The organism is Paenibacillus sp. PastM-3 (genome assembly GCF_029893965.1).
GTDB lineage: Bacteria > Bacillota > Bacilli > Paenibacillales > Paenibacillaceae > Paenibacillus_AQ.
On the sequence record NZ_JARXXP010000021.1, the window covers coordinates 82,573 to 103,583 of the forward strand.

A 21,011-nucleotide genomic window follows, 5' to 3' on the forward strand; every position below is an offset into this window, starting at 1 on the left:
TGTCTTCATTCCTTAACTATAGTAACGTTATTAAAATAGTGTTGCAATATTTGCCTATAATCATACCCGTTGTCCGCCATCCCCTTGACGCCCCATTGGGACATGCCGAGTCCATGGCCGTTCCCCCAGCCGATGAAATAAAATCCGCTGGTTCCGGTTACGACTCTTGCAGCTGCAGATGCACCCATGACAACCGTCCCGCTGGTATTGGCAGACACCTTGCCGGTGGCGGATAACACGTCCGCGGTCTGCGAACCGCTGACTGTAACGGTTTTGCCGTCAGCGCCTAATACAGTATAACTGCCGGAAGGTACAATATCAAACAAGGTGCTGGGCAATCCGCCCAAGGCAGACCGGAACAAATCCGGGTATTTCACCTGCAGGATTTCGCCGTTTGCCTTCACCTGCGTTGCTCTGCCCGAAGGCCCGCGCTGGGTTACCTGCAGGCTGATAATCGAAGATGGCAGAGCATTGCTGGTCTTGCCGCTCAGACTCTTAAGCAGCTCAGCTGAAGTATACGGTCCTTTGATCCAGCTGTAGCTGCCATTTTCGTAGACCTGGTCCAGTACAACGGCATTGTCGCCCGGATTCAGCTTGCCTACGGGATTGGCACTGCTCTCAATAACCGGCAGCGGCCGCACATTCACATCCTTGGTTGTTGCCGTCGCAATGCTGAGTCCGGCTGCATTCTTGCTTCCGGTAAGCTTGATATTATCTTCACGGGCATAGCCGGCCACACCGCCAGGCAGCAGGAGATAGTACCATTTCTTCGAGGTCCCCACGGCAGCCGCATCCTCTGCGCTGAGTACGCTGACAAAGGTATTCCCTCCGTTATTCCATACCTCTGAAGGGTCGGCTGTCTTACCGCCGCTATTGGAGGAAAAGACCGCTTCGACCACCTTGCCGCCGCTCATCAGCACCTCGCCGGCAGTATCATCAACAGCCTTGGTGATTACCGGCGCTTCGGCGCCGATTCCGTTATAGACCTGGCTAAGTGTCGTATCGACCACATTCGCTACTTCAAATTTGTTGCCCTGGGCCCGCGCATAGCTTCTTGCGGCCACCGCCTGGGCTTTCAGCGCTTCGGCCGGCCAGCCCGAGGAGACTTCACCGCCGACTACAGCATACAGATACTGCTCCATGGGAACCACATTAATAACAGCCAGTGATCCGGCAAGTCCGCTCAGCTCCAGATCCCCACGGTAGGTCCGTTTGGATCTTTCGGCGATCTGGATTCCGGATGCGTTGCCGGCCGCAGTAAACTTCGCTCCGCTGCCGGAGACCACATAATGAAACGCTTGCCCCTGGCTCGTCCAGTCCATTCCGGCATCCGTGCGAATGATTAAACCCGGTGTGCTCACAGCAGTTGTCCCCCAGGAAAGCTGCGGCAGAGCTGCCGCTGCCTGTACCTGCAGAGCAGCCAGCTCACTGTCGTTCAACGCTTCTCCGGCCCATACCTGGAACCGGGCGCTGCCATCAGCACCTGCCGCCAGCACCTTCCAGGCATCTATTCCAGCATCTGTGATACTCGCAAGCACGGTGTCTGCTTCCTGTGAGGTAGCAAAATCACCGGCCAGCAGATGCTTATTGCCCTTCACGGCTGCAGCCTGTCCGTCCGGAATGGACAGGCCGGCCTTATTGACACGGGCAAGCCCGTCCTTCGCGGCAGCTTCACTGGCATAAGGAGCAGTGTACAACTGGTATACACTGGCGCCGGCGCGTGTTGTCACGAACAGCTGCGGTTTATCGGAAGTGGCCTGCAGCTTCTTCGCGGCATCGGCCGCAGTCTGCCAGGAGGAGGTCTCCATTACTTTAACCTTATAGAGATCCAGACTGGCGCGGATTTTGTTATTGCCGGGAACCGGCAGCAGCGTTGTTCCGCCGGCCATCAGATTGAAAGCTTCTGCAGACTGCAGTGTAACGAACGGGACAGTCGATTTATATTTGCTGCCGATATCGGCATATAGGGCCACCCTGATCGGTGCGGATTCGGCATAAGTGCCGCCTGCAGGAACAAGCAAACTTCCGGCGGTCAGCGCTGCCGCAAGCAGTACCCGGCTTAGCTGCCTGGCAAACTTCATCATGTCATCCCCCTTGGAGTTAGTTGTAGGCTAAAGATTACTGTTCAGGACATATCCTTAATTCGGCTGCGGCGGAAGCGGCAGGCCCAAATGATGATAAGCAGCAGGAGTTACGATTCTGCCTCTTGGCGTCCGCTGCAGAAAGCCGATCTGCAGCAGATACGGCTCATATACATCTTCAATCGTCTGACTCTCTTCACCGATCGTAGCAGCAATCGTATCCAGCCCGACAGGCCCGCCGCGGAACGAGGTGATCATCGCATTCAGCATTTTGTGGTCAATGCTGTCCAGCCCGCGCGGGTCAACCTGCAGCATCTTCAGTGATTCAGCGGCAATCTCCGGGGTAATAATCCCGTCCCCGCGCACCTGCGCGAAGTCACGGACCCGCTTCAGCAGGCGGTTGGCGATACGCGGTGTCCCTCTGGAACGCAGGGCAACCGCCTCTGCGGCATCTCCGACGATCTCAATGCCGAGCATTTCGGCACTGCGCGAGACAATGAAGCTGAGCTCGTCGATGGTGTAGTATTCCAGACGGCTAACCACACCAAAGCGGTCACGCAGCGGCGCAGACAGCAGACCGGCGCGGGTCGTCGCCCCGATCAGCGTAAACGGCGGCAGATCCAGCCGGACGGAACGGGCGCTTGGCCCTTTGCCGATCATAATATCCAGGGCAAAGTCCTCCATAGCCGGATACATGACCTCCTCCACCGTGCGGTGCAGCCGGTGAATCTCGTCGATGAACAGCACATCGCCCTCCTGCAGATTGGTCAGCAGGGCAGCCAGATCGCCGGGCCGTTCAATCGCCGGGCCTGAGGTTGTCCGCAGATTTACGCCGAGCTCGTTGGCGATAATATTCGCCAGCGTCGTTTTGCCGAGTCCCGGCGGCCCGTACAGCAGTACATGATCCAGCGCCTCACTGCGCATCTTGGCGGCTTCAATATATATCTTCAGGTTTTCCTTCACCTGATTCTGTCCGATGTACTCGCCTAAATAACGCGGACGCAGACTGAATTCGACTGCCTGCTCGTCCATCATCAGATTGGCCGAAATAATCCGGTCATCCATTATTTATCACTCCGTTCTTCAACACTGTTTCCATGCTACAAAGCAGCCGCTTACTTGGCAGTGTACAGCAGCCCCAGCGCTTTCTTCATCAGCACATCGACAGTTCCCGTATCCGTGCCTTCCTTCTTCATCGTCAGCCATACACGGTCGAGCTCTGCTTCTGTATAGCCCAGCGCCTTCAGTGCATCCCGCGCTTCTTCCCAAGGCAGGGCGGCAGCTTTCGCCTCCGCTTCAGCCGCTACCGCGAACAATCCGGTCTGGATCGGCACGGAGCTCAGTCCGTCCAGCTTGTCGCGCAGGTCGAGGATCATCCGCTGGGCGGTCTTCTTGCCGATGCCCGGCAGCTTGGTCAGGAAGGTAATATTCTCCTGGTAGATAGCCGAGATCAGCTGATCCGGCGTTCCCCCCGTCAGAATGCCGAGCGCGACCCGCGGTCCGATGCCGGACACCTCGATCAGCTTGCGGAACAGCTTCTGCTCCTCCCGGGTCGGGAACCCGAACAGCAGCGTGGCATCCTCACGGGTCTGATAGTGGATATAAACCATTACCGGACCTTCCGTCTTGGCAAAGGCATACGGATTCGGGCAGAATACCCGGTAGCCTACCCCTTGTATATCAAGCACAATATATTCGGACTCCAGATAGACAACAGGTCCTCTCAAAAAATCTATCATTTTCGCAATACCTCATTTAATTTGGAATTTAGACTCACGGAATGGGCATGGCACACCGCTACCGCCAGGGCATCGGCCACGTCATCCGGCTTCGGGACAGCAGACAGCTTCAACAGCAGCTTCACCATTTCCTGCACCTGCTTCTTCTCGGCCTTGCCGTATCCGACGACCGCCTGCTTCACCATCATTGGCGTATATTCGGAAACAGGGAGCCCCTTCTGTACAGCCGCCAGAATCAGTACACCGCGGGCCTGCGCCACCGGGAGTGCTGTCGTTACGTTCCTGGAAAAAAACAGCTTCTCTATAGCAACCATGTCCGGCTTATAACGGTCAATAAGCTGAACCATGCCCTCATAGACATGCAAAAGCCGCTCTTCCTCCGGCGTATGCGCCTCTGTCTGAATAGAGCCATACTGAACGGGTGTCAGTTTATTTCCTGTCTTATCAATAAAACCGAAGCCGACAATCGCCAGCCCCGGGTCAATTCCCAAAATACGCAAATCCGATCTCTCCTCTGCTACAGGCAGGATATTCCTCATGACGGCCCATTGTCCGCCCCTAAAGCGAACATATGTATTCCTTCTAACCATTATAACAAAAATCCCTCTGGCGGGAGCATAAAATTTGCTGTATCTGCAGATTAAAAGGCAAAAGAGCGGATGCCCGGCTGCCCCGGTGCTGATCCGCTCTTTCAGTAATATAAATATAGTTTCTGTGATCAGTGCGGAATAATATCCTTCAATCCCCCGAGAAAACGGCTGGAGGCATAACAAATCTCCCCGTTAGTCATCCGGATTTCACGGTTCTTCGTATCGACCTCGGCAATATTATCCTTATTGACGACAAAGGAATTGTGACATCGGTAGAACCGCGAGTCCATCTCCAGAATATCCTTCAGCTTGCCGTAGAACTCGACCTGGCGGTTTTTGGCATGCAGGATGATTTTGTGCAGCTGCGGCGAGGTCTCAAAGAATAAAATATCATTATAATCCACGCTGATCATCTTATCGCCGGATTTGGTCTGGAATTTCTTAATATTGTTATACTTGTTCTGCAGATAACGGGTATTGGCGGTATCAATGCACTCAATAACGCGCTGGCGGATATCTGTAAATTTGTCCTTCGTTATATAATCCATTGCTTCCACCTTGTAGGTGAATGTTAAATAGGTCAGCTCCGAGTGAGTGGTCACGAAGACAATGGCTCCCAGGCTGTCATACTGGCGGATCTCTGCGCCCAGTGCAATTCCGCTTTTCTCCTCCTGCAGATCAACATCCAGAAAGTACAGCCCAGTCACCCGGTTATTTTGCAGATAGTCAAGGATATCCTGGGAACGCCCTGTGGAGATGACCAGCTTCATATCCAGATTCTCCATCATAATATAGTTCTCTATGTAACTGTTAAGCCGCTTTCTTTGTTCCGGGTCATCTTCGCATACAAATATCTCCAGCATCCCTATTCCTCCAATCTAATACACTTCAAGTTCCTGAATAAACTGTCCGTCTTTCCTGTATGTATCCAGCGTAACACCGGCGCACTGGGAGACAATCTCCCTCAGATTGCTCAGTCCGAGCCCGCGTCCCATACCTTTGGTGGAGAACCCCTTTTCAAAAATCTGGTGCAGCTCAGGACCGTCCGGCTGGCAGCTGTTCGCAACGGCAATCAGCAGACCTCCGGACCGTTTGACCAGCGCAACCCGCAGGTTGGAGGCTTCGCATTTGACCGCTTCCTCAATGGCATTATCGAGGATAATCCCCAGACACCGGCAGAGCTTGACGGAATCCATGTTGATGGCTTCAATCGGCTCTACTGCCTCTACAACAGCGTCGATATGCAGCTCCTGGGCCCGGATCAGCTTCGAGGACAGAATGCCCTTCAGCTCCTGGACCTTTACATTTTGCAGCGTCCCCAGCTTGTAGTTGTTATTCTGCATCCCCTGGCTGATCGGAAGAATCTTGTGGTCAAAATAGGTACTCAGCCCTTCCATATCCTTCGATCTTATGTATTCGGACATCGACAGCAGTATGTTGATATAATCATGGCGGAATTTCTGCATGTCGGTGTACATCATTTCCAGATTGTCGGTGTACTCCAGGAGACGCTCATACTGCTCCTGCTTGCCCTGCATTACAGCCTCTTTCATAACACTGCGCGTCAGCACCATGAAAACTCCGATTAAGAGAATGAAATAAAATGCAAACAGCAGACTGTTCGCCTGAATATTGGCATTCGTAAATCCCTGCTGCTTCCCGATCAAAATATTGGCATAAAAAATCACTACCGTAATTACACAAAGGATGGCAAACAAAATCCCGTATCTGCGGAACAAAAGATCATATGCCCGGAATCTGGTGAAAAGAAACCGGACGGCAAAAACGAGAAGGATGGCAATCACGAAATAAGTAGGGTAGTAGTACATATTGTTCAAAAATCCGTCGTTGATCTCTTCAGGAGAGGTATTAAAGAGCCTGATATATATACCGCTTGTTATGTAGTCGCTGATGACTGAAATAATTATCGCTATAATCGGAAAAATGATACTGAATACAATTCCCCTGGACTTCCAGTAGCTCGATGCAATACACAAGAGCAGAATAATGGCAATACTGGGGACACCGATCAAGATGTAGAGAGGATATCCGATACAAAGAGCGCCTATGAACATTACAAGACTGAATTTTAGACTGAATCTCCGCTGATTCAAAATGTAAATACTCAAACAAAGTGTAAGCATTTGAGCGCCAACTGCAAGTAGTTCCTTCAAAATCCCTATCCCCCTCGGCAAAAGTTCATTCTGTAATTTTATACAAGATTGGTACTTTAACCCTATCTATTTCATTGTAATTCAAACAAGATAAACTAGTAAAGCTGAATAACCCGAAAAAATCCCCCTATACCGGGGATCTTTTCGGGTTCTATTGATTCCACTGCTACTCTGTATCGCTTGGAGCGCGTAGTTATCTATTGGCTGAGGCCTTCAATAGCTCCATTGGAATTTTAGGTTCATGGAACAGCAGCGAGCAGCATGTTTCCATTGCAATATCTCCGCTCTTGATTGCCGCACTTCTAACGGTTTTGGACATTCCTTCTTTTACCTCGTTAAACATTCTTTGCGTCATAGTTTTCATAATTATTATAGCTCCTTTTCAATAGTTTATAGGATATGGGCAGAATCATCATTACTTGAAGCAGAATTCCCGTGAGCAGTAAAGCCTTGACAGTGGGATTTGGAATCACCAGAGCGGTACATACAATCAGCAGACTAGACCTTGTTGTAGCCCTTCTTAATTTTTCTCTTCTTTCTTTGCCAAGCAGCGGAAATTTATCTGTATCCGCCGGTGCATACCGGTAAAGCAGCAGTGTAGCTAGTAAACCAATGATTCCTACCTGTATGTTGTTGAACCTTATGTATTGTTCGCATAAATACGGTATGCCTATGAACGTTGCAGTACTTGATATACTGCATATCAAGCTGCTGCTTGCATGGAGGCCAAACGCTGTTTTGCGGATTACGAAGTAGGCAGCGTGCATGATTAATGTCTGCCAGAGCAGATGAAACAGGATGGCCGCTCCGTAGACCAGAACCATTTTACTCAGGTTAATCAGCAGCATCTCAAATCCAAGCTTCATTTTCAGATAATCAATGTATTCTCCCTCACGCCCCTTATTTAACTTTTCGGCCATTTTGCAGGCCAGCGATTCGGTAAATCCCATCTTTACTGCTTCTTCAGCTTCCATCTTATTTGGTCACCTCTCTTGTCCTTAATATTAAACTTTTATTGGAGAGATGAATGATTCAGGCGCAGGATGCCGATCAAATGTAGCAACTGCGTGCATAAATGCCGGGGGATGTCCTAAATGTGCCTTTTTTACACGTACCTGTGAAAACGAATACAGCGGCTTAGACAAAAAATACCGCCGCTCAACCGGGAAAGTTCCGGAAGAAGCGGCGGCGGATGAGCAGGCGGTATCATTAAAGGCTTCAAGTGTCGATCAGAACCTTCAGGACATCGCCCACCTCAATCTTTTGCGGGACGACCAGGCTGCAAATCTCCTGATCGTTTTTCATAAAGGAGTAGCCGGTCAGAAATGGGAAGTTTTTGAACCAGACCTTGAACACCTCCGTACCGAACATGATCTCCGGCCTGATTGCGGAAATTTCATAAATGGAGTAATCCGCGAGCAGCCCCATCTTGAACGCCTTCCCCAGCGCTTCCTTGCAGCTGAAGAACATGTAAGCGAAACGGACGGACGAGTCATATCCGGCTATCAGCTCCTTTTCCCCGGTGCTCAGCATTTCTTCAATCGGCACCTCCAGCCGGATGGTCTCCATATCAATGCCTACTATATTATCCTTGGAGTAGACAACGGAAAGCACATAGCGCTTGGAATGGCTGAGACCCACCTCGACCGGCTGGTCCTTGATAATCGGATAACGCAGGCTTCCGTACTCAACCGTAATTCCGCTGAGCTTCCCTTTAAAGGAGGCGGACTGGCTGGCCAGATTTTTTTTGATCGCATAACGCCCGTACAGAAATTCCCTGCGCCGGCTCTCACTGCAGATATTGCAGTACATTATATACTCTGTTGAGCTTAATATTTCACTGGCCTCGAAGGCATGCTGCTCCTTCATATCGATCAGATGCGGACTAATCATGGCCTCATCCCCTTATCGTTCCCCGGCCTTTGACTTGCGGTGCCAATAATGAAACAGCAGCAGATCCGCTACAAATCCGGCATTGATCAACAGTATAAAGCTTAAGTAGATGCTCTCTGTAATGGTATGGATCGGATATTTGAACAGGATGCCCGCTGTTATCAGCAGACTGGCAAGCGCGCTGAGCGGCACTACTCCGGAGCTCCGGTAATGGATTTTGCGGTAAATGCCAAGCATCAGCATCAGAATTCCCGGCAGAATCAGTGTCTCCCGCAGCTTGCTGACATCAGGCATCGCCTCGCCGAAGGCATACACGGGGAACCGGATGCAGAGCACAAGTCCCGAAAGAATCAGCAGGGAATCTATCCATCTGCGGTGTCTGCTCAGGGCAATTGCATACCAGGCCCCGAACACATTCAGATAGGAAAGCGTCACCAGTATCAACGCTGCCGCTATGCTTCCGATGAACCAGTACGTATCCTCCGGGATGAACCGGTCCTTGCCGGTAAAACGCAGGAACAGGAAGAAAAACAGGCCGACCGCCAGCAGCTTCACTCCCCAGTAAGCCCTCATACCTGCACTGAACAGGCTGCGGAAGGCCTTATTTTCCCCGGGGGCACTGAAGCCGTATTTACGGTACAAAAAATCATAGATAGTTCGCTGCATAAGATTCCTCTCCCAGCATACTGGATAATTGCTCGATGGACGGGTGCTCAAAGACATCAAAGAAGCTGATATCGGCATTGAATCTCTGGTTAATCTCACGGGCGATTTCCCACACTGTTACGGAATCGATTCCCTGCTCAAAGATGTTCGTCTGCTCATTCAGGGCCGCGCCGGGCAGGTATTGCTGGAGAATCTGGGCAAGCTTTTTGTTTTTGCTGAGAAAATGCTGTTCATATAACGTCCTTGTATCTGTCTTCCCGTTGGCGGTCAGCGGAATCTCCTGCACATATACAATTCTGGATGGAAGCATGTACATCGGCAGCTGCTGCTTCAATACCTGGCCAAGCTGCTCGGAGCGGGTGGTGATTGCCAGGTAGATCTTTTTCTCGCGGACAAAGGCATGGCAGTTCCGTATGCCCTGGGCACGGACGGTATATTCGATCTCCTGCAGGTCAATCCGGTAGCCGTTGATTTTCACCTGGGTATCCTTCCGTCCCAGATAGACGATTTTGCCCTCTTCGTTCAGCCGGACAAGATCTCCGGTCTTATAGACATCCCGGCCCTGCCACCGGATAAAAGCCTCGTTCGTCTTCTCGGGATTGCCCAGATAACCGATCGCTACCCCTTGGCCCCCGGCATACAGCTCCCCTTCGGCCGCACTCTCCCCGCTTTCATTCACAATGAATGTCTGCGTTCCATGAACCGGCGTACCGATGGCAATCTCCTTCATCACGCTGCCCTGCTCCATAACATCCAGGGTCGTAAACACCGTATTCTCCGTAGGTCCATAGCCGTTGACGACAGTGGTATGCTTCAGCACCTCATTGACATGGGACAGGCTCAGCTGCTCACCGCCGACAATGACCCGGGAGAGGCTGCGGAACATTTCCGGCTTCTTGTCCACCCAGAAGTTAAACAGGGAGCAGGTGATCCACATGACGTCGATTCCCTGGCTGATGCGCTTTTCCACATGATAGATATTCAGAATTTCGGTTTTGGATAACAGTGAAATGGTCATCCCGGACAGCAGCCCGCCCCAGATTTCAATAATGGAAGCATCAAATTCCAGCGGACTGATGTGGGAGATCGTTTTCTCCGGTGAGAGTCCGAGCCGTTCATCGCCCAGCAGGCGGAGGACACCCCGGTCGGGAATGCCGACTGCTTTGGGTGTTGACGTTGTTCCCGAGGTGAACACAATATAGCAGAGCTGCTCTGCAGAACGGGCGGGAAAATCCCACATGTCTTCCAGCAGAGGATCAGGCTGCAGCACTTCATTGATGGTGGCCTTGACCTGAATCGTACTGCGCATCGTCTGCTTGCGGCTGTCCGGATAGTCCTTGTTGATTACGGTATAGGCGGCTCCCGCCTTCAGCACCGCGACCATGGCCGCAATGGCCTCAATACTGCGCTCCAGCTCAATCGCCACCACATCATGAGCCTGGATGCCCTGCTCCTGGAGCTGCCGCAAATAGACATTGGACAGTGTATTGAGTCCGCCGTAAGTGATGGAACGGCTGCTCTCCGTAATAGCCGTCTTATCCCTGAAAGTCTGCATATTGCCCACTAAACTGCTTAATATATTGTTCATTGCCCGTTTCCCCCTTTGAATTGGCTCGTCTGGCCGGCTGTAATGAAGCTGATAATGTGACTGTAGACCTGCTGCTCGAACTCGTAGTAAAAGAAATGTCCGCCCGGATAGGTATGCAAGGAAACCTCCTGCCCGGACAGGTCGCCCCAGTCCTGAACTGCGGTGACCGAACGGTCCTCAAGCCCCTGAAAAACGGCGATCCGGACATCTGCCCCAAACCTGCGGCAGCGGTACTTATTATCCAGGTTATAGCGGTTCACTGCCGTAATATCGCTCCGCAGAGCCGGCAGGAATAGCTGGCGCATCTGCCGGGAGTCGAACTGCCCTTCCTTGATCAGGCCGTAAATCCGGCAGCGCTCAAGCAGCGCATCATCGTCCGGCTCCTCCTCATCGACCGCTTCAATCCGGTGCGGCGGCGTGGCTGCCATGAACAGCAGCCTGCTTACAGGGTAGCCGGAGTCCACCAGTGCATGGGCAAGCTCATATGCAATCAGGGAGCCCATGCTGTAGCCCAGCAGCATCAGCTCCTCCCCGGGCTCCAGAGACTGCCGCAGCGTTGAGAGCAAATCAGCGGTGATCTCCCGGATGGAGCTTAAAGGCCTGCCGGAGAATCTTCTGCCATGTCCCGGATATTCCAGGGACAGGACCGTCAGCTCCGGGTAACCCGCCTGAAGCTGCTTCTGCAGCCCGGCGAACACATTGACATGGGCACCGGCATACGGGAGGAGGATCAGCTTCATCGTCCGGCACCTCCTCCGGACCATGCGCCGGCTTCCTCCAGCTGGAGCAGCAGGCTGTAGCAGTTGCCGTGCATCGAATACAGCACCGACGCGAACAGCCCGAAATCACCGGGACTGCTGCTCCACTGCTCCCCGCCGATAGTCCCGATATAAGCATTCGGCCTGGATATTTCCCGTCCCGGCAGTTTACTGTGCGTGCGGCGGGTATCCAGCAGACGGCAGACACCGGTCAAGCCGTAATAGCCCACGATATAATGGATATCCTCCTTCAGGAAGCCACCCCTCATGTTCCTGTAGGATTTCTGCAGAGCCTTCAGGCAGGAGAACTCTGCCGTATCATCAATCTCATTGCCGCGGCCGTACAGCTCCAGAAAGAGTTCTGCTTCAGGAGATACCCCGGCCTTCTCCAGCGACCGGCTCACCAGCTTCTTCACCGCAGTCCGGTTAACCACCGGATTGCCCATGCTTCCGGCGGAGATATTCCTGATCTCGGCCAGAATAACATCACCGTCCGCCAGGGCCAGCTCCCGCTCCTTCAGCAGGAAGACGGCTCCGCCTTCGGAGAAATAACGTCCCGAAGCCCCTTCTTCAAACGGCTCCGTATAGCGTTCAGCCCCTGTTCCGAACTGGGACAGCTCGTACGGGACCGGGAAGGTAACGGCACTCGCTCCCCCCGTCAGGGCGGTATCGAACTCCCCTTTGCGGATTTTGGCGTAGGCGCTGTACATGGAGCTGATTCCCGAGGTGGAGGCCTCGCTGATCAGCTGGACGGCAGGGGTGCAGCCCGGCTGCAGCAGCTTCAGGTAGCCCAGCGGATCAATAAGCTTCACAGCATGCCGGAAGTCTTCCCCTTCTACGCCCATTAAGGCGTATTTGGACAGGATATCCGTCTGGGCAGTGCCGACGGAGACAAGCAGGCTGTTCTTAGGGCCCAGCTTGTTCCGGTCAACCAGCGTCTGCATCAGGCTGAGTGTAATCCGTTCGCTGGACAGCAGGAATCTGCTGTCCTCCTGCGGCACATGCTCCAGCCTGAAGCGTTCTTCGACAGAGGTATAGAATATACCGTCGAAGCAGGACACCTCTGTCTGCTCCCGGTTATAGCTGCGTGCAAGCTCCTGCATGCGCTGCTCCCAGACTGCGTCTTTGCGCCGGATCAGCTCTTCCGGGCTTCCCTCATCGCGGTTCGGGTAGTCATAGATATAATCGACGATAACGACTCTGCGGTCATCCATTGGCTTCCTCCAGCAGATCTCTGACGTATTGGCTGAGCTGGGTAATGGTCGGATAAATGAACACATCCGCAACTTCGATATCAATCTTGAACTGCTCTGCCACCGGCCCATAGATGCCGAAAGCTTTGAGTGAATCGCCTCCCAGATCCGTGAAGCTCTTGTTGACATCAATCTCGTTGCGGTCCAGCACCGAGGCGAACACAACCGTAATAAATTGCTCCACTTCATCCTGGCTTTCAGTGCCGGTGATCTTTAAAGCGGAATACTCCTTAATCTGAATGCCGGCAGCCTCTTCCGCTGCTGCATCCGCTGCAGGAGCGGGAGCTGCAGTGCCCGCATACTGCTCAGGCAGGCGGATGTATCCGCCCAGGTATTCGGCAGTCTTGGCTTTGTTGAATTCACCGGCGATTACCTTGCCAAACCGCTTGTCCAGCGAGAGCCGGATGTACTCTCTTCCGGCTGCCGACGGGAGCGACTTCATCAGCAGCTGACCGTCTGCTGCAGCCAGATCTCCAAACTGGAGCGCCATTCCGGTCTCTTTCCAGCCGGGCCACTGCACCGTAGTCGTTGCCTCGTCCCGGAAGCCTTCAAGAAAAGCATTGGCGAAGGTGTAGGAGAACTGGCCGGCCGACCCGGCGATGGTCGTCATGGAGGAGCTGGCAATGAAGAACTTCAGGGGCTGCCCGGCCAGATACTTGCGCAGCAGCAGCGTTCCCGTTACCTTGGGGGAGGCTACGGCAAGAAACTCCTGTTCCGATTTCGTGAATAGCATCCCCTCCTCCGGCAAGCCTGCCAGATGAACAACCCCGGAGATGGTCTCTGTACCTGCCAGAGCGCCGATGACCTGCTTAACCTGCTCCTCATCCGCCAGATCACAGCTGTGGAAGGTTACATTGGCTCCTGTACCCAGTATCTGGTTCATGCGGTTCAGCCTGTCAGACTCCTGTTCGGTCAAGGAAGTCTGGGCCTGCAGTACAGACCAGGCATCCCTGCGTCCCAGAACCGCAATGTGCAGCCCCGGCTGGCGCTCCAGCAGAACATCGATATACTCAAGCCCGATACCGCCGTACCCTCCGGTAACAATGACACAGTCTTCCTCACTCAGCTGAAGCCCCGAATCCTCAGGCAGCTTGACAACCTCCGTTAACACTTCCTCATACAGCCGGTTCCCTTCATACAGCAGCTTGAGGCCGTTCAGCTGCTCCTGCCCGGCGATGGTCAGGATGGTTCCCAGGTCGAACACCTTCATGTTCAGCATCTGCGTTTTAAAGCCGGTATTTTCCAGTCCCGGAACCCTCCCGGAGCTCAGCAGGGAGTAGTTCAGCGGATTAAGCGCGGAGTCTGCCTTCAGGGCAAATCCGTTATCTGCAAGGAACACCACCGTTCCGCCGCGCTTGACCAGCGAAGGCACCTGCTTGGCGAAATGGAAGTAATGCAGCATCTCCTCTTCTATGCTGCCGCTGTCAGGCACATCGGCTTCATACCAGGGGGCATAGATAACGATGTCATACTTGCTGTCAGGCTTGAAGGCAGTGATCCCGCTATAGTCGAGCAGCTCCACTCCTTCCCGCTGTTCAGCCGCGGCAAGCTCCAGGGCCTGTCCGTTGCCGATAACCAGAACGGACTTGCCGGCGACAGCTGCGGCTGTCTCAGGCAGGCGGAAAGCGGAAGGGCTCCAGCCCACTTCGTGCAGATGAGGCTTGAAATAGGCATTGGCGAAAGCCTTCATCACATATTTGTCCAGATACGCGATTCTCTCTCCGGCTTCGTTATAGACAGATACGTTGCCCGAGATAACCTCATGGTCCCCTGCAGTATCGTAGAGGAGCTCTGTCCGCGAATAAATACGGCTGGTGAACGGTTTGCCGGTGTAGATAAATTTGCCGTAGGACAGCGGAAGGTAGCTTTTGCCGCGGGCCTGGGCACGCTCATATACCATTGCGCCGAGGATCCCGTCCAGCAGGGAAGGATGCAGATAGAAGGCATTCAGATCGCCTGCATACTGTTCGTGAAGCGTCAGGGACAGCAGGATCTCGGAGCCGGACGGACGGGCCAGACGAAAGTTTTGCTTGGCAAAATCCCAGCGGCCCTTGAAAAAGCTGTTTTCTTCCGAGCCGAAATTCGCAGTCTGCAGCTGCTGCTCGAACATAGTGCTTATCTCCGCAGCCTCTGCCGTCTCCATCCCCGGCTCTGCCGCCTTAATCGTGAAGGAGGCGTGTGTCACATAGTTGTTCATGTCCTGGTTCTCGTAGGAGAAAACCTCAACCTCCAGCTGTCCGGAGGACGGCTTGCCCACCTGGATCTGAAACTCCCGGTGCGTATCCTCAAGCTGGATCAGATTTTTGAAATACAGCTTCTCCAGCTGGAATGCGGGAGTACCGAAGTAAAGCACGGCCAGCTCGGCCGCCAGCTGCGTATAGGTCGTGCCGGAGAAGGTCCGCTGGCCGCCGATCCGGTGATCGTCAACAAACCAGTCGTCCGGCGACAGTTGTACAGAATAGACATCTGAGCGCCCTGTCTTCAGGGTCTGCTTGCGGATCAGTGTTGAGGCAACAGGCAGGCTGGGGCCGGAATTGGTGTAAATATTATGCTTTCTAACATTCGCCCAGAGCACTTCCCGTTTGAACTCATAGGTCGGCAGGGAGAGTGTAATCCCGCCGCGGTACGGATACAGCTCCAGCGCCTGGCTGTAGCCGTCCAGATACAGCTGAATCAGTTCGCTTGTCAGGTACTGGTCGTAGCCGGTTTTGAGGCGGTGCTGCATCAGCTTTCTCATGTCAGCTGTAATCTCGCGGAGCTCTCCCTGGAAGATTCCGTCCGCAGGCTGGCCGCCGGCCAGAACCCGGGCTGCTGTACGCAGCTTGCTGATGAATTCGTCAAAGGTAGCTGCTTCAAAGCCGATTCCATTTTTAAAATGATTCCGTTTATGAACGAGCGTATAAGAGATGTTGTGCAGGCTCAAGCGCTCCAGCCGGCTTGCCTGGCGCACGAATTTATTCAGTACGGCAATGAGCTGGTCATGGGACTGAGCCGTGAAGACGAACGGGTAAGGCTCCTCCGTCTGGAACGTCTCCTGCTGGCGCTCATATTCCTCCAGGACGATATGGGCGTTGGTGCCGCTGAATCCGAAAGAACTGATGCCGCCGCGGCGCGGGTACTTGCCTTTTTCCCATTTGCGGACCTTAGTAGGAATATAAAAGGGGCTGTCAACAAACTTGATATATTCATTCGGAGATTCAAACGTCTGGTTCGGAAAAATCTCCTGATTGCGCAGCGCCAGCGACATCTTGATCAGTCCGCCGACACCTGCTGCACCTACGGTATGTCCGATATTTTCCTTAAGGCTGGTGAGGGCGCAAAAGCCTTTTCTATCCGCATGCTGCCTGTAGGCATCCGTAAGACCTCTGACTTCAATCGGATCGCCGAGCTTGGTGCCGGTGCCGTGGGCGTCAATGTATTCAACAGTCTCAGGCGAAATGGAGCTGCGTTCATAGGTATCCAGCAGCAGGTCCTTCTGGGCATGCGGGTTAGGCGCGGTCAGCCCGTTCGATTTGCCGTCGCTGTTGATCATGCTTCCGCGGATGACGGAATAAATGTTGTCATTGTCAGCAATCGCGTTCTTCAGCCGTTTGAGGATCACAATGCCCACACCTTCGCCGAAGATCGTTCCCTCGGACTCTGCATCAAACACCTTCAGGAAGGAACGGGAGGTTTCTACGTTGCTGTACTGGTCCAGCACGCTGCCCTGGCGGGGGAACAGGCCGAGCGCAATCCCGCCGACAATCGCGGTGTCGATCTCCTTGTCACGCAGCGTCTTGACGGCCAGATGCGCGGCAACCAGCGAGGAGGAGCAGGCTGTATCAATGACAAAGGAGCCGCCGGACATGTTGTAGATATAGTTGAGGCGGCTGGCCAGAATGCCTTCCCAGCAGCCGGAATTCACATAATTGGAATCCTCTTCGATCTCCGAGCGGTAATTGGCGGTAATCGATTTATCCTTCCCGATATAGATGGCGGTCTTGCTGTCCTTCACGGCATCCAGGCGGATGCCTGCATCCTCAAGCGCCAGATAGGAATGCTTCATGACCAGACGGTGTGTCGGGTCGATATATTTGGCTTCCTCCGGGGAGATACCAAAGAACTCCGGATCAAAGGTATCAATATCCTCCAGGTATGCACCCTTTTCCCGGCACAGCCGCTGCAGAAATTCCTCCGGGGTCGTCTTCAGATGGTCGGCGCCCTTCTGCAGGTAATCATGATCCTTCGGAATGTACGGAATCCGGTTCTCCGGAAATTCCTTGAACCCTCTCATACCGTGCTTGACCGCCTGATAGAACTCATAGGTATCCTTTACATTGCTGTATTCACAGGAGATGCCCACGATAGCGATATCATCGGGAATGATCTCCTCCAGCAGGGCTTTGCCTGCTGCTGAGTCCAGATTGCCCCTTTTTACCTGATCAAATATATATTCGCCTGCTCTCATTGCCTTCGCCTCTTTCAAAGTTTATTGAACTGTATTGCTATATCTTCTGAAATCTCAGGAAATCAAGCAGTTCGGCAGCATCAGGCGCTGCAGCTTCAGGCACCGCCTGATGTACCGGTGTCCCTACGGTCTGTTCCATGAATTCTGCCTGTCCTTTAATGGTCGGAATGGAAAACAGGGTGGTTACATCAAAGCTTCCGGGAAACAAGCGGTTGAGTTCATCGCACAGCTGCACAATGGAGATCGAGTCTCCCCCCTGCTCAAAAAAGCTGAGCTCTGTATCATAGTGGTCTTCACCCAGCGTCCGCTTCCACGCTTCGGCTACACCTTGCATGGCCGGAAGGCCTGCTTCGGCCGGCCGGGATGCTGCAGACGGCCTGCTAAAGACATCTGCGGCAGGCTCAGGTCTGCCGAACAGGGAGGAATAATCCTCGGCCGGCGCCTTAAGCTTCAGCATAGAAGCCTGCATTACGCCAGAATGAACGAACCGGTCAATCAGCTTCACTCCCTCCCGGCTGTGGAGCTTCTCAAAGTAATAGTCTGCCTTCCCTGCCGACATCCCGACATCCTCCCAGCCGGTCAGATTCAAAGTCCGGACACGGCCTCCTTCTGCCGCAAGTCCTGACTGGTACGCATTCGCGGCACAATACTCCGTCTGTCCCATGGCTCCGATCAGTCCGGCAACGGAAGCAAAGTGAATGATCTCCCGGGCATGTCCGAAGTATTTGCCGAGCAGATAAGAACCTTGAATTTTGCTGCGGGTCCGTTCGCAGAATTCCGCCTTTGTTTTGTTGACGAACAGCCCCTTTGCCGGCTCCCCGGCAAAATTAAGCACATACTCCACATTTCTGCCTTGTCCTGCGGCAAAGGCCTGGACCTGCTGCTCATCCGTAATATCCAGTGTGAGATAGCGGATATTGGCGGGTGGAGGTCCGCCTTGCCACCCGGGGCTGCGTCCGGCTGCAATGATGTCCGTGTCAGGATAGGCTGAAGCCACATAACGGGCGTATTCTCTGCCGATACCTGAACCGCCGCCGATAATCAGGAGCGTCCGTCCGGCCAGCTTGCCGGATTCGCCTCCCCACAGCTTCAGGCTTTTGAAGCGGAGGGCATGATAATTTCCGTCTCTGAGCACGATCAGCTCCTCGTTGTGATAGCTGTTGCTGACAAGCTCCAGTGACCCGTGCACCGGCTTGGCATCAATCAGCCTGATCCTGAAATTCAGCTCCAGACGCAGGGAGTAGAGGCCCATCGCCACACTGCGGCTGAGCGCATTCATCTCATCCCGGCCGAACAACCCGGTGCCGACGTAATGAAACTCCTTCAGGCAGTTGGAGCGGTTAAGCTCCACCAGCCAGCAGCCGATTTCATAGATCTCTTCTGCTACAGTAGCTTCATCGTAGTAAGGCTTGTCCCATAAAAAAATCCTCTGGGATGTTACTGCAGACGGCAGCAGCTGCTGCAGCTCCGAGATATTCTCGAAGTAATGAACCGGCCCATCCGGTGCAAGTCTTCTCTGCAGGGAGCGGTGCATAATCAGCAGCGGCACCTGCGGCTCTTCCTGCTCCTTGAATACCGTCTCGACATAATACTCCTGCTTGAAATAATCGCTCCGCGGCTCCCCGCCTGTATTCAGAGCATTCTTGACCTTGTAGTTCCTGACTGATATAACCGCTCTGCCTAAGCTGTCATACAGGGTAATATCCAAAGATAATATAATATTGCCTATGTTATCCGAAGTTTTCTCCCGGATTCTTACATCCGAGTAGAACTCGCTGCCGCTTAGCGCACCGGTGCTGAAATCAATTTCGCTCCACAACCAGGGGAACAGAATCTCACCGGGCACTGCCATCCGGTTCAGGGCGTTGAATGCCGGGTCCAGGAGAGAAGGATAGAAGCTGTATAAGCCAAATTCTCGCTCATAGCCGGAAGGCGCCTTCAGCTTGACCAGCGCACGGTCCCGCTCCGCACTGACCCAGAGCCTGTCCACGGTCTCCCATCTCCCTGAGACCTGCAGCCCGCCGCCTTGCCCGTCTCCGACCTGGCTGGTGACCTCAAGCTCCTCCAGCTCCTCCAGCCCCATATCCTGGATAAGCCCGGCTGCAAGTCCTTCAGCCTGGCGGCCGGCTCTGGGCACCAGCTCAAACTGAAGCCAGTTCCGGAACTCTCCCGCCGCGGAGTAAGAAACCGTGCCCCGCAAAGTCAATTTATCAATAACAACGTTAATCTTCAGAGCTTCCTCACAGGTAGAGAACGGTGCAAGAATATGCAGATTGCGGATATTGAACGCTTCCAGGCTGTAAGCGGTGGTGTGCAGGCCCTGGGCAAGAATTTCAAAGATGGCTGTACCTACCATCAGATGACTGCTGCCAAAAACATGCTCTCTGATCTCCCAGCATTGCTGCATGCTAAGCGGAAATTGAACACACAGCGTATGCTCCGTTTCCAGCCGCTGGAGAGGATGGCTGACTGCAAAGGAGTTGCGGTCCAGCGGGAACCAGTAAGGCCGCAGCTGCATTTCCAAAGGCTTGACCTTCCGCTCCCCTGCCCCCTCATAGCCCTCCAGGATGACATGAGCATTCGTTCCTGTCATACCGAAGGAGCTGACGCCGGCAAGCGAACACCGGCGGAGCGGGCTGCTCTTGTCCGGGATAAAGAATACAGATTGCTCGAAATCAATCTCGCCGTTCGGAATCCGGAAATTGGGATGCGGCAGCAGAATACCACGCTCCAGGCTCATCACGGACTTGATCAGCGAGAACAGGCCGGAAGCCACATCCAGATGGCCGAAATTCGACTTGCAGGCCGTGAGCGCCACCGATTGCCTGCTCACGCCATGCTCCAGAAAAAACGGGGTCAGGCTTTCGAACTCGATGCTGTCCCCGACCGCTGTGCCTGTGCCGTGGGACTCAATGAAGGCCAGCCGGTCCAGCTGATCTGCGAACGGGCTCCAGGCTTCCTCAATCAGGCCCTCCTGGGCAAGCGGATTGGGGGAGGACATATTGACGGTATGCCCGTCATTGTTGATCGCATAGCCTTTAATCAGCCCATAAATATAGTTACCGTCCCTCTCGGCATCTCCGCGTCTTTTGAGGACCACCGAGCACACACCTTCCCCGATGGAGGTGCCGGTGCTCCGCTCGTCAAAAGCCTTGGTCGTTGCATCGGCAGCCAGAATATCAACCAGCTTGTCCGCTTTTTCACCGGGCTTGATATACACGTTGGAGCTGACAATCACCGCATAATCGGTGACACCCCGGCGCAGCTCATCCGCAGCCTGGATGACTGATACGAGCGAAGAGGAACAGGCCGTATCTGTCATGACCGCAGGCCCTTTCAGATCAAAGATATAATTGATCCGGCTGGCTATAGTTGAATTCAGCATGCCCAGCAGATCGGGAGTCAGGCCCAGAGCCTGCAGCTGCAGCTGATACTGGTACTGCTGGGTTGTATTGACACTTCCGTAGACGCCGGTCCTTGTCCCCCGGATGGATTCAAGACAGCCGCTGTCATTCAGCGCCCTCGTAGCCGAGAGCAGTGTCAGCCGCTGATTCGGGTCCATGTACTCCGCGCTTTTCTGGGCAATATGATAATATTTATGGTCAAACTGATCGATGGCCGGGAAATAAGAGCCCTCCATATAAAGCTCCCCGTTCCCGGACAGCCCGCTCCGCTTCAGCCGCGGGCCGGGAAACTGCCCTTTGGACACCTGCCCTGCACTTAGAAACCGCCACACCTCCTCCTGATTGCGGCAGCCAGGCATGGACAGATCCAGACCAATAATTGCGATATCATCCTTACTCAAGCTCATCCACCCCATTC

15 protein-coding genes are annotated in these 21,011 nt (G+C 53.7%); all 15 read right to left on the bottom strand.

The genetic code is table 11. The features are described 5' to 3' along the window. Positions 1–5 precede the first annotated feature (5 nt). On the bottom strand, positions 6–2,084 hold the full coding sequence (locus tag M2108_RS23610) for a SpoIID/LytB domain-containing protein (protein ID WP_280777209.1): 2,079 nt from the start codon (positions 2,082–2,084) through the stop codon (positions 6–8). A gap of 54 nt (positions 2,085–2,138) precedes the next feature. Beyond that, entirely contained in the window at positions 2,139–3,146 is a 1,008-nt protein-coding gene (ruvB, locus tag M2108_RS23615; protein ID WP_068726625.1) for a Holliday junction branch migration DNA helicase RuvB, read from the bottom strand. 50 nt (positions 3,147–3,196) lie between these two features. Continuing rightward, positions 3,197–3,820, bottom strand: coding sequence for a Holliday junction branch migration protein RuvA (ruvA, locus tag M2108_RS23620; RefSeq protein WP_277471759.1), 624 nt, complete (start codon positions 3,818–3,820; stop codon positions 3,197–3,199). Further along, complete coding sequence (gene ruvC, locus M2108_RS23625; protein WP_221802523.1) at positions 3,817–4,320, bottom strand: crossover junction endodeoxyribonuclease RuvC; 504 nt, start codon at positions 4,318–4,320, stop codon at positions 3,817–3,819. The genes ruvA and ruvC overlap by 4 nt, the downstream gene beginning before the upstream one ends. 218 nt (positions 4,321–4,538) lie before the next feature. After that, positions 4,539–5,273, bottom strand: coding sequence for a LytR/AlgR family response regulator transcription factor (locus M2108_RS23630; protein WP_090712524.1), 735 nt, complete (start codon positions 5,271–5,273; stop codon positions 4,539–4,541). Positions 5,274–5,288: 15 nt separating this feature from the next. Further along, positions 5,289–6,584, bottom strand: coding sequence for a sensor histidine kinase (locus M2108_RS23635; RefSeq protein ID WP_280777211.1), 1,296 nt, complete (start codon positions 6,582–6,584; stop codon positions 5,289–5,291). Positions 6,585–6,777: 193 nt separating this feature from the next. Beyond that, the gene (locus M2108_RS23640; RefSeq protein WP_277471757.1) at positions 6,778–6,948 is read right to left on the bottom strand and encodes a cyclic lactone autoinducer peptide; all 171 of its coding nucleotides are present in this window, start codon (positions 6,946–6,948) and stop codon (positions 6,778–6,780) included. Continuing rightward, positions 6,920–7,558 (bottom strand): accessory gene regulator B family protein, encoded by a 639-nt coding sequence (locus M2108_RS23645; protein ID WP_277471756.1) that lies wholly within the window; start codon positions 7,556–7,558, stop codon positions 6,920–6,922. The genes M2108_RS23640 and M2108_RS23645 overlap by 29 nt, the downstream gene beginning before the upstream one ends. Positions 7,559–7,802: 244 nt before the next feature. After that, a complete protein-coding gene (locus M2108_RS23650) occupies positions 7,803–8,477 on the bottom strand; it encodes a 4'-phosphopantetheinyl transferase family protein (RefSeq protein ID WP_277471755.1) in 675 nt (224 codons plus the stop codon). 12 nt (positions 8,478–8,489) lie between these two features. Next, positions 8,490–9,143 (bottom strand): hypothetical protein, encoded by a 654-nt coding sequence (locus M2108_RS23655; protein WP_277471754.1) that lies wholly within the window; start codon positions 9,141–9,143, stop codon positions 8,490–8,492. Then, positions 9,124–10,731 (bottom strand): non-ribosomal peptide synthetase, encoded by a 1,608-nt coding sequence (locus M2108_RS23660; RefSeq protein ID WP_277471753.1) that lies wholly within the window; start codon positions 10,729–10,731, stop codon positions 9,124–9,126. The genes M2108_RS23655 and M2108_RS23660 overlap by 20 nt, the downstream gene beginning before the upstream one ends. Further along, a complete protein-coding gene (locus M2108_RS23665; protein ID WP_277471751.1) occupies positions 10,728–11,471 on the bottom strand; it encodes a thioesterase II family protein in 744 nt (247 codons plus the stop codon). Before M2108_RS23665 ends, M2108_RS23660 begins: the two co-directional genes overlap by 4 nt. Continuing rightward, positions 11,468–12,703, bottom strand: coding sequence for a beta-ketoacyl synthase N-terminal-like domain-containing protein (locus M2108_RS23670; RefSeq protein WP_277471750.1), 1,236 nt, complete (start codon positions 12,701–12,703; stop codon positions 11,468–11,470). Before M2108_RS23670 ends, M2108_RS23665 begins: the two co-directional genes overlap by 4 nt. Continuing rightward, positions 12,696–17,189, bottom strand: a complete 4,494-nt coding sequence (locus tag M2108_RS23675; RefSeq protein WP_277471749.1) for a beta-ketoacyl synthase N-terminal-like domain-containing protein — start codon at positions 17,187–17,189, stop codon at positions 12,696–12,698. The genes M2108_RS23670 and M2108_RS23675 overlap by 8 nt, the downstream gene beginning before the upstream one ends. A 37-nt stretch (positions 17,190–17,226) precedes the next feature. After that, a complete protein-coding gene (locus M2108_RS23680) occupies positions 17,227–20,994 on the bottom strand; it encodes a beta-ketoacyl synthase N-terminal-like domain-containing protein (protein WP_277471748.1) in 3,768 nt (1,255 codons plus the stop codon). Positions 20,995–21,011: the final 17 nt, after the last annotated feature.

Coding starts and splice junctions, on each gene's coding strand:
- M2108_RS23610 (WP_280777209.1), bottom strand. CDS start 2,084: ATGATGAAGTTTGCCAGGCAGCTAAGCCGGGTACTGCTTGCGGCAGCG.
- ruvB (WP_068726625.1), bottom strand. CDS start 3,146: ATGGATGACCGGATTATTTCGGCCAATCTGATGATGGACGAGCAGGCA.
- ruvA (WP_277471759.1), bottom strand. CDS start 3,820: ATGATAGATTTTTTGAGAGGACCTGTTGTCTATCTGGAGTCCGAATAT.
- M2108_RS23630 (WP_090712524.1), bottom strand. CDS start 5,273: ATGCTGGAGATATTTGTATGCGAAGATGACCCGGAACAAAGAAAGCGG.
- M2108_RS23640 (WP_277471757.1), bottom strand. CDS start 6,948: ATGAAAACTATGACGCAAAGAATGTTTAACGAGGTAAAAGAAGGAATG.
- M2108_RS23645 (WP_277471756.1), bottom strand. CDS start 7,558: ATGGAAGCTGAAGAAGCAGTAAAGATGGGATTTACCGAATCGCTGGCC.
- M2108_RS23650 (WP_277471755.1), bottom strand. CDS start 8,477: ATGATTAGTCCGCATCTGATCGATATGAAGGAGCAGCATGCCTTCGAG.
- M2108_RS23655 (WP_277471754.1), bottom strand. CDS start 9,143: ATGCAGCGAACTATCTATGATTTTTTGTACCGTAAATACGGCTTCAGT.
- M2108_RS23660 (WP_277471753.1), bottom strand. CDS start 10,731: ATGAACAATATATTAAGCAGTTTAGTGGGCAATATGCAGACTTTCAGG.
- M2108_RS23665 (WP_277471751.1), bottom strand. CDS start 11,471: ATGAAGCTGATCCTCCTCCCGTATGCCGGTGCCCATGTCAATGTGTTC.
- M2108_RS23670 (WP_277471750.1), bottom strand. CDS start 12,703: ATGGATGACCGCAGAGTCGTTATCGTCGATTATATCTATGACTACCCG.
- M2108_RS23675 (WP_277471749.1), bottom strand. CDS start 17,189: ATGAGAGCAGGCGAATATATATTTGATCAGGTAAAAAGGGGCAATCTG.